We start from the raw sequence: 13,412 nt of genomic DNA on the forward strand, positions 1-13,412 counted from the left end.
CTTCTCGAGATTGTCACTCCCGTCGCGGCAACCGGCATGTTCCGGTTTGCCTGGACGATGATCGCGGTTCCCGCACTGGTGGCGGCCTTCCTGCTGCTGGCCGGCCGGGCCACCGACAAGTGGGGCCACCTGCTGGCCACTCTGGCATCGCTGTACTCCTTCTCCATCGGCGCCTGCCTGTTCGGCGAGATGCTGATGCGGGAGCCGGCCGAACGCGCCGTCACCAACCACCTGTGGACGCTGTTCGCCGCGGGCAACTGGAAGGTCGACGTCAGCCTGCTGGTCGATCAGCTCTCCGTGCTGTTCGTGCTGCTGATCACCGGCGTCGGCTCGCTGATCCACATCTACTCGATCGGCTACATGGCGCACGACGAGCGCCGGCGTCGCTTCTTCGCCTACCTGAACCTGTTCATCGCGGCCATGTTGACGCTGGTGCTCGGCGACAACTACCTGATCACCTTCTTCGGCTGGGAGGGCGTCGGTCTGGCCTCCTACCTGCTGATCTCCTTCTGGCAGCACAAGACCTCCGCGGCCCTGGCCGGCAAGAAGGCCTTCGTGATGAACCGCGTCGGTGACCTGGGCCTGACCATGGCGATCTTCACCATGCTGGCCCAGTTCGGCAGCTCCGCCTTCGTCGACGTGAACAAGGGCGCCGCCGGCCTGTCCAGCTTCTGGGCGACCGCGATCGGCCTGTTCCTGCTGCTGGCCGCCTGCGGCAAGTCCGCCCAGGTGCCGCTGCAGGCCTGGCTGCTCGACGCCATGGAGGGCCCCACCCCGGTGTCGGCCCTGATCCACGCAGCCACCATGGTGACCGCCGGCGTCTACCTGGTGATCCGCAGCCACCACGTCTACGACCAGACGCCGACCGCACAGCTGGCCGTCGCCATCGTCGGTACCGTCACCCTGCTCTTCGGAGCCTGGATCGGTACCTCCAAGGATGACATCAAGAAGGTGCTGGCCGGCTCCACCATGAGCCAGATCGGCTACATGATGCTGGCCGCCGGGCTCGGCCCGATCGGTGCCGCCTTCGCGATCTTCCACCTGATCACCCACGGCTTCTTCAAGGCCAACATGTTCCTGGGCGCCGGTTCGGTGATGCACGGGATGGGCGACGACGTCGACATGCGGCACTTCGGTGCGCTGCGCAAGGCGATGCCGATCACCTTCCTCACCTTCGCGATGGGCTACCTGGCGATCATCGGCTTCCCGTTCACCGCCGGCTACTTCTCCAAGGACCACATCATCGAGGCCGCCTTCGAGAAGTCCCCGGTCTTCGGCGGGCTCGCCCTGCTGGGCGCCCTGGTCACCGCCTTCTACATGACCCGACTGATGATGATGACCTTCTTCGGCGAGAAGCGCTGGCTCAAGGGTGTCCACCCGCACGAGTCCCCGCTGACCATGACCATCCCGCTGATGGTGCTGGCCGTGCTGAGCATCGTCGCCGGTGCCGTGATGAACAACTGGATCGGGGAATGGCTGGAGCCGGCAACCGGTGCCGACGTGCACCACATGTCGCTGACCCACGTCAGCACCATCGGGCTGGTCACCATGGCCGTCGTCGCGCTGGGCGTCTTGCTGGGCTGGTTCTTCTTCCGCAAGGACATCCCCGGTTACCAGCCCGCCACCAGCAATCCGCTGGCGCTGGCCGGTCGCAATGACCTCTACGGCGACGCCTTCAACGAGGCCGTCTTCATGTACCCCGGCCAGAAGCTGGTCGGTGCGCTCGGCCTGGCCGACCGGGGTGTCGTCGACGGTGCCGTGATGGGTACCGCCTCTGCCCTGGGTGGCCTGTCCACCGTCGTCCGCAAGCTGCAGAACGGCTACGTCCGTAGCTATGCCCTCACCATGGTCGCCGGCGCGCTCCTGGTCGGGCTCGCACTGATCCTCGGCCAGCTGGCCTGAGGGGAGGAGAAACAATGACTTTCCCCTTGCTCACCGCGCTGGCCCTGGTGCCGCTGGTCGGTGGTCTGGTCCTGTTCTTCGTGAAGGGGGGTGCGGGCCGCGTCCTCGGCCTGGCGATCAGCCTGGCCACCCTGGCGATCGGCCTGCTCGCCTTCTTCACCGGAGGTGACCTTGCCGAGGAGCACACCTGGATCGCCTCGATCGGCGCCCACTACGCCCTCGGCCTCGACGGCATGGCCAAGGCCATGGTGCTGCTCACCGTGATCCTGGTCCCGATCGTGCTGCTGGCCGAATGGAATGTCGGCGACGACGAGGGCAACTGGTCCGGCAATGCCTTCTTCGCCCTGGCCCTGATCCTGGAGGGTCTGGCCCTCTACGTCTTCATGGCCACCGACGCGCTGCTGTTCTACCTCTTCTTCGAGGCCACCCTGATCCCGATGTACTTCCTGATCGGTGGCTGGGGTGGCGCCAAGCGCGGCGCCGCAGCGCTGAAGTTCCTGCTCTACTCGCTGGCCGGTGGCCTGGTGATGCTGTTCAGCATCATCGGCCTGGGCGCCCACAGCGCGCAGAGCGGCAACCCCAGCTTCCTGATCAAGGACCTGGCCGCGATGAACATCGACGGCAGCATCGGCCGTTGGCTGTGGCTGGGCTTCTTCGTCGCCTTCGCGATCAAGGCCCCGATGGTGCCGGTGCACACCTGGCTGCCGGACACCGCCGAACAGGCCACCCCCGGCGCCTCGACGCTGCTGGTAGGCATCCTGGACAAGATCGGCACCTTCGGCATGATCCGCTTCTGTCTGACGCTCTTCCCGGAGGCCAGCAAGTGGGCCACCCCGGTGGTGCTGGTGCTGGCGGTCATCTCGATCCTCTACGGCGCGCTGATGGCCATCGGCTCCAAGCACCTGCTGCGGCTGGTCAGCTACACCTCGATCAGCCACTTCGGCTTCATGGTGCTGGGCATCTTCGCCTTCACCAGCCAGTCGATGAACGGCACCGTCTTCTACATGCTGAATCACGGCTTCTCCACCGCCGCACTCTTCCTGGTGGTCGGCTTCCTGATCCGTCGTCGCGGCTCCGCCGGCATCGACGCCTTCGGTGGCGTGCAGAAGGTGGCCCCCGTGGCCGCCGGGCTCTTCCTGGTCTCCGGCCTCTCGGCCATGGCCCTGCCCGGCCTGTCCAGCTTCATCAGCGAGTTCATGGTGATGGCCGGTGCCTGGCAGCGCCACCCCGTGATCACCGCCGTCTCGACGCTGGGCACCGTGCTCGCCGCCCTGTACATCCTGCTGGCCTACCAGCGGACCATGACCGGCCCGGTCACGGAACAGGCCGACAAGCACTTCACCAACAATGACCTCAACGTGCGGGAGAAGGCCGTGATGGCCCCGCTGATCGCGCTGCTGCTGGTGCTCGGCTTCGTGCCGCAGCCGATGCTGAAGGTCACCGAGAACACCGTGAAGGACACCATGGCCCAGGTTGGCATGACCGATCCGCAGCCCGTCGTGAAGGGAGTCAAGTGATGAGCTTGCTCAACATCATGGTTCCCCTTGAGATCGTCGCGCCCAAGCTCGAGTACCGCCTGCTGGCGCCGCTGATCCTGGTGCTGGTGGGAGCCTGCCTGGCGATGCTGGTGGAGACCACCAGCAAGCGCGGCCCGCGCTACGGCGCGCAGCTGATCGTCACCATGGCCACCCTGCTGGCCTCCATCGTGCTGCTGGTGCGCAACTGGCTGATCGGCAGCACCCAGATCGGTGCCGTCGACACCATCGCCGTCGACGGACCCACCTACTTCGTCTGGGGTTCGCTGCTGGTCTTCGGCCTGATGGCCGCGCTGCTCTTCGCCGAGCGTCGGGTTTCCGCCGGTCAGTCGCAGTTCACCGCGATGGGCTCGGCCGTCCCGGGCTCCCCGCTGGAACGCGAGGCGATCGCTGCCCGCGCCGAGCACACCGAGGTCTTCCCGCTGCTGATGTTCAGCATCTTCGGGATGATGCTGTTCGCCTCCGCGAACAACCTGCTGGTGATGTTCGTCGCACTGGAGATCTTCTCCCTGCCGCTCTACCTGCTGGCCGGTCTGGCGCGTCGTCGCCGGATGCTCAGCCAGGAAGCCGCGTTGAAGTACTTCCAGCTGGGCGCCCTGTCCAGCGCCTTCTTCCTGTACGGCACCGCGCTGCTCTACGGCTACTCCGGCTCCTTCCAGCTGGCCGCCATCGACGAGGCCATCCGCCGCGGCACCCAGGGCAATGGCCTGCTGATCGCCGGCATGGCGCTGGTCGGTATGGGCCTGCTGTTCAAGGTGGGTGCCGTTCCCTTCCACTCCTGGACCCCCGACGTCTACACCGGTTCGCCGACCCCGGTCACCGGTTTCATGGCGATCTGCACCAAGTTCGCCGCCGTCGTCGCCATGATGCGCGTGTTCTACGTTGCGCTCGGTGCCGCCCGCTGGGACTGGCAGCCGATGTTCGCCATGATCGCGGTGCTGACCATGGCCGTCGGTGGCGTGGTCGCCCTGACCCAGAGCGACGTCAAGCGGATGCTGGCCTACTCCTCGATCGCCCACGCCGGCTTCGTGCTGGTCGCGATCCTCGGCGCCAATACCGCCGCCAACGGCCTGGCCCCGGGCGGAATCGGCTCCACCAGCGCCGTGCTCTTCTACCTGGCCGCCTATGGCCTGGCGACGCTGGGGGCCTTCGGCCTGATCACCATGGTGCGCAAGGCCGGTGGCGAGGCCACCAGCCTGACCGCCTGGCGCGGCGTCGGCCGTCGCAACCCGGCGCTCGGCGCCCTGATGACGCTGTTCCTGCTGAGCTTCGCCGGCATCCCGCCGACCGCGGGCTTCATCGGCAAGCTATTGGCCTTCACCGCGGCCTGGAAGGGCGGCTACGCCTGGCTGGTCTTCGTCGCCATCATCATGAGCCTGATCGCCGCCTTCTTCTACCTGCGGATGATCGTCGTGATGTTCTTCCGGGATCCGGTGGACGACGAGGTGGAGGTGGTCAGCCCGTCGTGGATGACCTGGCTGGTGGTCATGCTCGGTGCCATCGGCACCTTGGTCTTCGGCATCTACGCCCAGCCGCTGCTCGATCTGGCCCAGCAGGCAGGGATCTTCCTGCGCTGACCAGCACCACAGCCAACCGGCCCGCTCCCATCACCCGGGAGCGGGCCGGTTCGCTGTCTGCCGGGGGGGAGGGGATCCGATGGCTCGACCTGTGGGGGTCGAGGTGGATGGTGTCCTGCCTTGTCTGGCCCCATTTCTGGTATAGAACGAAGACATGATCTTTCGTCGCGGCCGGGACCAGGAATTCGTCGGACTGACCCCCGGACAGGTGCCCGTCGACGGCACGGGTGACACCCGGCCGGTGCGCGGCAAGGAGTGGAAGGGTGAGGTGGCGGTACAGTTCCACCCGCCCCACGGCGTCGCCCCCGCCCTGGCCGGCACCGTGATCGACGGCCAGGTGAACCCCTCTGATCTGGGCGCCATGATGATCGACCTGAGCCTGCGCGGCTGGTTCACCATCGCCAAGGAGGGCGACGACTGGCAGCTCACCCTGCAGCGGCCCATCGTGGCCAGCGAGCTCACCCCGGCCGAGGTGGTGCTCTTGCAGGGACTCTTCCCCGGGCAGGTGGAGACCGTCCTGCTGGAGCAGGTCAAGAAGCAGCTCGCCGCACCGCTGCGCCAGTGCCGGGACCTGCTCTACCAGGACGTGGTGCGTCTCGGCTGGTACCCGCGCCATCCGCACCCCGGCCGGATCAGCACCTTCGTGCGCGGCCGCACCCCGCGCACCGCCATCGGGACGGCCGTGCGGATCCAGACCCTTGGCTTCCGTAAGTACCTGGCCACCGCCGAGGCCGACCAGATCCGCTTCGAGGAGGCCGCCGACCAGTTCAGCCGCTACCTTCCCTATGCCATGATCTTCGGGCTGGCCGACCGCTGGGCCGGCGTGATCGGCGAGGTGGTGCGCCGCGCCCAGCTCACCGACGCCGCCGCCGTCGCCGCCGAATTCGCCAGCGACCCGATGGCCTGGTACCTGCTGGACGGCATGCTCGACCTGGCCGAACTCGGCGTCGCCGGGCTGGACCTGGCGGAGCTGGTCAGCGACACCTCCGGCCTGTTCGACTCCCTTGACGGGCTGAGCGGGCTCGCCGACGCCTTCGACGGCCTCAGCGACTTCTTCGACGGCTTCGACATCTTCGACCTGTTCGACTTCTGAACATCAGCACGGGGGCTCCGCCCCCGTGGGCCCCCGGTGTGGCTGCGTTGGGTGCTCGGGTGGCATGTCGTGGGTGGTCGGGTTCTTCTTGGTGGAGTCGCTTCGCTCCGACTGGTCTGTTCCGCGACGCGCTTCGCCGCTCGTTCCTCGCGGCTGCGTCGCGGGCTGACGTCGCGCCGGGCTGAGCAGGGTGCGCTGGCCTGGGTTCGTGGCGCCGGTTTTTCGGGGGGCGCGACGAGCATCGTCGGGAGCAAGGTGGAGCCGAGGCCTCGGCGCGGGAATTGGGCGGTGCCGGGGCCACCCACTAGGCTGGGGCACGGTCTGCATGGGCCCAATCGCATGAAATGAGGAGAACCGTGACGCACGTCGTGGACGAGGCCTTCGACGCCTCGGTCACTGATCGGCTGGCCAGGATCGAAGAGGACCTGGTCAAGGCGGCAGTGGCCGACAGCCCCTTCGTCACGGAGGCGGCCCGTCACATCATCGACGCAGGTGGCAAGCGCTTTCGCCCGCTGCTGGTCATCCTCGGCTCCCACTTCGGCGACGACGTCGATGAGGACGACCTGGTGCGCGCCGCCCTGGTGGTGGAGCTCACCCACGTCGCCAGCCTCTACCACGACGACGTGATGGACGACGCGGACAAGCGTCGCGGAGCCCCCAGCGCCAACCGTCGCTGGGACAACTCCATCGCGATCCTGGTGGGGGACTACCTCTTCGCCCGGGCTTCCACCACCGTCGCCGATCTGGGCACCGATTACGTCCGGCTGCAGGCCGAGACCTTCGCCAGGCTGGTGCAGGGCCAGATCGCGGAGACCCGCGGCCCGCAGGAGGGTGACGACCCGCTGGAGCACTACCTGCAGGTGGTGGCCGACAAGACCGGTTCGTTGATCGCCACCTCCGCCGTCTTCGGCGGCATGGTCGCCGGCGCCTCCGACGAGGTGCTCAAGGCCCTGGACGCCTTCGGCGAGGAGATCGGCGTCGTCTTCCAGCTCAGTGACGACATCATCGACATCACCAGCAATGTCACGGGCAAGACCCCCGGCACCGACCTGCGCGAGGGGGTGCCCACCCTGCCCACCCTGATGCTGCAGGCCTCCACCGACCCGGCCGACGAGCCACTCAAGCAGCTGATCGCCTCGGATCTCTCCGACGACGACAAGCTGGCCGAGGCCCTGGCCGGCCTGCGGGCCCACCCGGTGATCGAGCGGGCCCGCGACGAGGTGCAGCGGCACGCCGATCTGGCGCTGTCCCATCTGGCGCCGCTGCCCGACGGGCATGCCAAGACCGCCCTGGCCAAGATCTGCACCGACCTGGTGGGCCGTTCCAACTGATCCACCCCGTCACTACGGCGTGACACCTGCACGGCCCACCGAACGCCAACGCACGGAGGAACGATGCTCGACCTGCGACGCCTGCACGTACTGGCGGCCGTCGACCGGTTCGGCACCATGACCGCCGCCGCGGCCCACCTGCACATCACCACCTCGACCGTCAGCCAGCAGATCGCCCTACTGGAGAAGGACGTCGGGATGCCGCTGTTCGACCGCACCGGGCGGACCGTGCGGATCAACGAGGCAGGCGCCAGCCTGGTGGCGCACTACCGCCGGATCGTCGCCGTCGTCGAGGAGGCGGAGAGCAGTCTGGCCCGCTTCCGCACCGGCGTCGAGGGTGCGGTGCGGATCAGCACCTTCCCCAGCTTCGCGTCGGCGGTGCTGCCCACGGTGCTGATGGCCCTGCGGGAGCGCTACCCGCAACTGGAACTCCTGGTGATGGACACCGAACCGCATGAGAGCGTCGCCCGCCTGCGCGACGGCGAGATCGACGTCGCCGTGGTGGACAACAGCATTTCCTTCCCCGGCGAGGGGGTGGACGTCATTCCGCTGGCCCGCGACGAGATCGTGCTCTGCTTGCCACCGCATCATCGTCCCGCGCCCGCCGACCCGGCCCATCTGGCCGACTTCGCCGACGAGGCCTGGGTGATGGACGCCGAGCACACCGGTTTCGAGGCCTGGATCAGCGAGGTCTGTCTGCAGGCCGGCTTCACACCCCGGGTGGTGGCGCACTGCAGCAATCTGGTTGCCGCCCTGGGCCTGGTCCGCGCGGGCTTCGGGGTGGCCCTGATGAGTTCGCTCAACCTGGGCAGGGAAACCGAAGACCTGATGGTGCGTCACGTCGAGCCCGCCCCCTACCGCGAACTGCGGATCCTGGTGCGTTCTGCCACCCGCAATTCACCGGTGGTGGGGGCGGTGGTGGGGGAGCTGAGCAGGGTCACCCGGGAGCACTATCGTCGCGAGAACGCCTCAATCGCCAAGATATCCAGCTGATTGTCAATTTTCGCCACAATCATCCTTTCCGAAACGTCAACAACGAATCGCGGCAGGTCGGACCACATGACCTCCGAGGCTCCCTAGAGTTGGTTCGTCGATCAGACAATTCACCGTCTGGCGCGAACGGCCGACATCCGACGACGACGTCGAGCGGCCTCTCGGGAAGGGAAGCACCGTGGCTCTCAGCGTTCTGGACGTCTACTCGATCGGGATCGGGCCGTCCTCCTCGCACACCGTCGGCCCCATGCGCGCCGCGGCACTCTTCCTGGCCGAACTGGACCAGGCTGGTCTCACCGACAGGACCGCGCGCGTGCGCAGCCAACTCTACGGCTCGCTGGGTGCCACGGGCCGGGGGCACGGGTCGGACAAGGCGGTCCTGCTCGGCCTGATGGGGGAGGACCCGGAAACCGTCGACACCGAGACCGTCGATGCTCGGGTGGCAGAGCTGGAGGCCTCTGGCCAGTTGGTGCTGGGCAGTGGCCACCGGATCGGCTTCAACCGCGCTGAGGACCTGGTGCTGCACCTGCGCGAGACCCTGCCGGCCCACCCCAATGGGATGTCCTTCGAGGCCTTCGATGCCGCCGGAGAGCTTCTGGCCAGCAGCCGCTACTACTCGATCGGCGGCGGCTTCGTGATTGACGAACAGGCCGCCACCAGCCAGACCCCGCTGCTGGACCCGGAGGTGCAACTGCCCCACCGCTTCGACACCGCGAAGCAATTGCTGGACATCTGCGCCCGGGAACGGATGTCCATCAGTGACGTGATGCTGGCCAACGAGGCCACCTGGCGCCCCGAGGCCGAGACCCGCGCCGCCCTGCTGAACATCTGGCGGGTGATGCAGCAGTGCGTCACCGACGGCTGCCGGCGCACCGAATTCAGCCTGCCCGGCGGGCTGGACGTGCCCCGCCGCGCGCCGAAGCTGTACGAGGCGCTGCAGACCGAGACCGACTCGGACGACCCCCTGCGGGCGATGGACTGGGTGAACCTCTTCGCGCTGGCCGTGAACGAGGAGAATGCGTCGGGCGGAAGGGTGGTCACCGCCCCCACCAATGGCGCCGCCGGCATCATTCCCGCCGTCCTGCACTACTACATGAAGTTCTGCCCCGACGCCGACGAGGAGGGCGTGATCCGCTTCCTGCTGACCGCCGCCGCGATCACCATCCTGATCAAGCAGAATGCCTCAATCTCCGGCGCCGAGGTCGGCTGCCAGGGGGAGGTGGGCTCCGCCTGCTCGATGGCCGCAGCCGGGCTGTGCGAGGTGCGAGGCGGCACCCCGGCCCAGGTGGAGAACGCCGCGGAGATCGGGTTGGAACACAACCTGGGGCTGACCTGCGATCCGGTTGCCGGCCTGGTGCAGATTCCCTGCATCGAGCGGAACGCGATCGCCGGAACCAAGGCGATCAATGCCGCGCGCATCGCGCTGCGCGGCAATGGCACCCACCAGGTGTCACTGGACGCCGCCATCCTGACGCTGCGCACCACCGGCGCCGACATGTCGAGCGATTACAAGGAGACCTCACGTGGTGGCCTCGCGGTCAACTACGTGGCGTGCTGAGCGCGCACCAAAACCCTGCTGAGGAGCACCAACACCATGAAGACAATGTTGTCTGACCAGGCCGTCGAGGCCGCCCCACACCGGATCGAGCCCGCCGCACCGCGCTGGAACGGTTTCGACCGCAACTGGATGATCAGCCTGTTCGGCACCGCCATCGGTGCCGGCATCCTGTTCCTGCCGATCAATGCCGGCGCCGGCGGCGTCTGGCCGCTGCTGGTGGTCTCGCTGATGGTCGCGCCGATGACCTACCTGGCCCACCGCGCCCTGTCCCGGATGATCTGCCACTCCCGTCGCCCGGGCGACGACATCACCGTCGTCGCCAAGGACTTCTTCGGCGACGGCTTCGGCAAGCTCGTCACCGTGCTGTACTTCTTCGCGATCTACCCGATCGTGTTGATCTACGGCATCGGCATCACCAACACCGTGGACAGCCTGATCGTCAACCAGTTCCACCAGCCCTCGCCGCCCCGTGCGGTGTTGAGCTTCCTGCTGATCGCGGCCATGATGGGCGTGATGGTGGCCGGTCAGCGGATCATGCTGATCGTGACCGGCTGGCTGGTCTATCCCTTGATCGCGGTGCTCTTCGGCGTCACCGTCTACCTGATCCCCAGCTGGAAGCTGGACTTCTTCACCGCCGACGTCCCGACGGCTGGCAGTCTTGCCAAGTCCATCTGGTTGATGATCCCCGTGATGGTCTTCGCCTTCAACCACTCCCCGGCGATCAGCCAGTTCTCACTGGCGATGAAGCAGGAGTATGGCCAGCACGCCCCGGACAAGGCCTCACAGGTGCTCAAGCGCACCACGGTGCTGTTGGTGGTCTTCGCCATGGGCTTCGTCTGGTCCTGCGTGCTGGCCCTCGGTGTCGACGGCCTGGCCAAGGCCCGCGAGACCAATCTGCCGGTGCTCAGCTACCTCGCCAATGTGAACGGTGCGCCGTTCATCTCCTACCTGGGCCCGGTGGTGGCGATCACCGCCATCGCGTCATCCTTCTTCGGGCACTACCTGGGTGCTGCCGAAGGCCTGGCCGGCATCATCCGCTTCGCCGACCCTGACGCCACGAAGATCAGCAACTCGCTGCTGACCAAGGCGATTGCGGCCTTCATCTTCCTCACCACCTGGCTGGCCGCCGTCATCAACCCCAGCATCCTGTCGATGATCGAACAGCTCTCCGGCCCCATCATCGCGATGGTGCTCTTCCTGCTGCCGATGTGGGCCATCCACCAGGTCCCGGTGCTGCAGCGCTACCGCGGCCGGGCGTCCAATGTCTTCGTCGTGGTGGCCGGCCTGCTGGCCGTCAGCGCCGTGGTCAGCGGTTTCTTCGCCTGACCAGGGCCGCTATTCTCTCGCCCCGCCGTCGCGATTCGGACACCGACGGCGGGGCGAGACCGTCACCAGATGCTGACCCGCTGCTCGGGGTCAAGCCACATCGCGTCGTCCGGCGTGGTACCGAAGGCCTCGTGGAAGGCGTCCACATTGCGCACGATCTGGTTGCAGCGGAATTCCGCGGGGGAGTGCGGATCCACCACCAACAGGCGGCGGGCCATCTCGTCGCGGGCCTTGTTGCACCAGATGGCGGCATAGCCGTGGAAGAAGCGCTGCGTGCCGCTCAACGCGTCGATCGGTTCCGGTTCGACGCCGCCAGTGGCCAGCCGCCAGGCCTTCAGCGCGATCCCGACACCGCCCAGGTCACCGATGTTCTCGCCGATCGTGAAGGCGCCGTTGACGTGCACCGGCGGCTGGTCGTCGGCCAGCTGACGCGGGGTCAGCGCATTGAACTGTTCCACCAGCACAGCGGTGCGCTCGGTGAAGGCCGCCCGATCGGCCTCGGTCCACCAGTTGCGCAGCACCCCGTCGCCGTCGCAGGTCGAGCCCTGGTCGTCGAAGCCGTGGCCGATCTCGTGCCCGATCACCGAGCCGATCCCGCCGTAGTTCACCGCGTCGTCGGCCTCGGGGTTGAAGAAGGGCGGCTGCAGGATGGCGGCGGGGAAGACGATCTCATTGCGCAGCGGGTGGTAGTAGGCGTTGACGGTCTGCGGGGTCATCAGCCACTCGTCCGGATCCACCGGCCGGGTCAGCTTGCCCAGCTGGTAACGGGTCTCGAACTCGTCGACGCGCAACACATTGCCCACCAGGTCACCGGGAACCAGCTCCAGATCCGCGTAGCTGCGCCAGTGTTCCGGGTGGCCGATCTTCGGCGTGAAGGCGGACAGTTTGCGCAGCGCCTCCGCCCGGGTCTGCTCACCCATCCAGTCCAGGGAACCGATCGACTCCCGGTAGGCGGCCAGCAGATTGGCCACCAGCTCGTCCATCCCGGCCTTGGAGGAGGCGGGGAAGTGCCGCTCGACGTAGAGCCGGCCCACGGCCTCACCCATCGCCGACTCCACCAGCGCAACGCCCCGCTTCCAGCGCGGCTTCTGCTCCTGGATGCCCTGCAGGGTGTGCTCGTAGAAGTCGAAGCGCTCCTCGACGAAGGCCCGCGACAGCCAGGGTGAGAGCGCGGCAACGATCTGCCAGCGCGCCCAGGCGCGCCACTGCGGCAGCCGCTCGTCGGTGACCAGTTCGCCGGCCTCGGTGAGGAAGCTGGGCTGGCTGTTGATCACCAGGGGCAGCGCCTCGGCGGTGCAGCCCAGCCCGGCCGCCACCTCGTCCAGATGAAGCGTGGGTACCGCGGCGCTCAGCTCGGCCCAGCTGCTGGGGTTGTACTTGGCATTGAGATCCCGGGTGCGTTCCCGTTCCCAGTGCCGCCGGGCCAGCTCGGTCTCCAGCGCCAGCACGTCGTCGGCCTGCGCGGTGGCATCGTCGACGCCGGCCAGGGTGAGGCTGCGTTCCACGTGCGCCCGGTAGCCGGCCAGCAGTTCGGCGTGCTCCTCGGCCAGGTAGTAGTCCCGGTCCGGCAGCCCGAGCCCGGCCTGCTCCAGGAAGACGGCATAGCGGGTGGGGTCGGCCATGTCCGCGTCGGGGCCCAGCCCGACGATGGAGCCGATGCCATGCCCCAGGCACCAGCCCCAGTGCCGGGCCAGCTCGACGGTGCCGGTGATCTGCTCCACCCGAGCCAGCAGCGGCTGCAGCGGAGCGGAACCCAGCAGCTCGATCGCGTCCTCGTCCAGGAAGTCCCGGTAGAGGGTGGCGATCTTGTCGGCCTCCTCGGTGGGGGTCTCGACGGCGGGCCGGGTGGCCAACTCGTCGACGATGGCGCGCACCGCCATCCGGGACTTCTCGGTCAGGTCGACGAAGCTTCCGGCCGAGGACTTGTCGGCGTCGATCGGCGCCTGACTGAGCCAGCGGCCGTTGACGTGGCGGAAGAGGTCGTCCTGCGGCCGGACGTCGGCATCGACGCGGGCGGAATCAAGGGCTGCGGTCACCCCGCAAATCTAGTCCGGCGACGCAAGCGCCATGTTTGCGGAACGGCCCTCGGCAAACCAA

General features: G+C 67.6%; 9 protein-coding genes. 8 read left to right on the plus strand and 1 reads right to left on the minus strand.

The window, feature by feature from the left end; translation table 11 throughout:
* Positions 1-36: 36 nt before the first annotated feature.
* The 8 genes from nuoL to AAEX57_RS08675 all read left to right on the plus strand — a co-directional run bounded on the left by nuoL (position 37) and on the right by AAEX57_RS08675 (position 11,315).
* Complete coding sequence (gene nuoL / locus AAEX57_RS08640; protein ID WP_342091976.1) at positions 37-1,902, plus strand: NADH-quinone oxidoreductase subunit L; 1,866 nt, start codon at positions 37-39, stop codon at positions 1,900-1,902.
* Positions 1,903-1,916: 14 nt separating this feature from the next.
* Positions 1,917-3,419 carry an NADH-quinone oxidoreductase subunit M gene (locus AAEX57_RS08645; RefSeq protein WP_342091937.1) on the plus strand — a complete coding sequence of 501 codons (1,503 nt, stop codon included), beginning with the start codon at positions 1,917-1,919 and terminating at the stop codon, positions 3,417-3,419.
* Positions 3,419-5,014 carry an NADH-quinone oxidoreductase subunit NuoN gene (nuoN, locus tag AAEX57_RS08650; protein ID WP_342091938.1) on the plus strand — a complete coding sequence of 532 codons (1,596 nt, stop codon included), beginning with the start codon at positions 3,419-3,421 and terminating at the stop codon, positions 5,012-5,014. The genes AAEX57_RS08645 and nuoN overlap by 1 nt, the downstream gene beginning before the upstream one ends.
* Positions 5,015-5,168: 154 nt before the next feature.
* Positions 5,169-6,107, plus strand: a complete 939-nt coding sequence (locus tag AAEX57_RS08655; protein ID WP_342091939.1) for a DUF2207 family protein — start codon at positions 5,169-5,171, stop codon at positions 6,105-6,107.
* A 356-nt stretch (positions 6,108-6,463) separates the two neighbouring features.
* Entirely contained in the window at positions 6,464-7,438 is a 975-nt protein-coding gene (locus tag AAEX57_RS08660; RefSeq protein ID WP_342091940.1) for a polyprenyl synthetase family protein, read from the plus strand.
* Positions 7,439-7,501: 63 nt separating this feature from the next.
* On the plus strand, positions 7,502-8,431 hold the full coding sequence (locus AAEX57_RS08665; RefSeq protein WP_342091941.1) for a LysR family transcriptional regulator: 930 nt from the start codon (positions 7,502-7,504) through the stop codon (positions 8,429-8,431).
* A 178-nt stretch (positions 8,432-8,609) separates the two neighbouring features.
* Positions 8,610-9,989: an L-serine ammonia-lyase gene (locus AAEX57_RS08670; protein WP_342091942.1), complete on the plus strand. Its 1,380-nt coding sequence runs from the start codon at positions 8,610-8,612 to the stop codon at positions 9,987-9,989.
* A gap of 45 nt (positions 9,990-10,034) precedes the next feature.
* Positions 10,035-11,315, plus strand: coding sequence for an aromatic amino acid transport family protein (locus AAEX57_RS08675; RefSeq protein ID WP_342091943.1), 1,281 nt, complete (start codon positions 10,035-10,037; stop codon positions 11,313-11,315).
* A gap of 62 nt (positions 11,316-11,377) precedes the next feature.
* Here the strand turns inward: AAEX57_RS08675 and AAEX57_RS08680 are convergent, their stop codons facing one another.
* Complete coding sequence (locus AAEX57_RS08680) at positions 11,378-13,351, minus strand: M13 family metallopeptidase (protein ID WP_342091944.1); 1,974 nt, start codon at positions 13,349-13,351, stop codon at positions 11,378-11,380.
* Positions 13,352-13,412: the final 61 nt, after the last annotated feature.

The organism is Luteococcus sp. H91 (genome assembly GCF_038433135.1).
Lineage (GTDB): Bacteria > Actinomycetota > Actinomycetes > Propionibacteriales > Propionibacteriaceae > Luteococcus.

Excerpts from the sequence above, each read along its gene's own strand:
- nuoL (WP_342091976.1), top strand. The coding sequence starts at position 37 with ATGTTCCGGTTTGCCTGGACGATGATCGCGGTTCCCGCACTGGTGGCG.
- AAEX57_RS08645 (WP_342091937.1), top strand. The coding sequence starts at position 1,917 with ATGACTTTCCCCTTGCTCACCGCGCTGGCCCTGGTGCCGCTGGTCGGT.
- nuoN (WP_342091938.1), top strand. The coding sequence starts at position 3,419 with ATGAGCTTGCTCAACATCATGGTTCCCCTTGAGATCGTCGCGCCCAAG.
- AAEX57_RS08655 (WP_342091939.1), top strand. The coding sequence starts at position 5,169 with ATGATCTTTCGTCGCGGCCGGGACCAGGAATTCGTCGGACTGACCCCC.
- AAEX57_RS08665 (WP_342091941.1), top strand. The coding sequence starts at position 7,502 with ATGCTCGACCTGCGACGCCTGCACGTACTGGCGGCCGTCGACCGGTTC.
- AAEX57_RS08675 (WP_342091943.1), top strand. The coding sequence starts at position 10,035 with ATGTTGTCTGACCAGGCCGTCGAGGCCGCCCCACACCGGATCGAGCCC.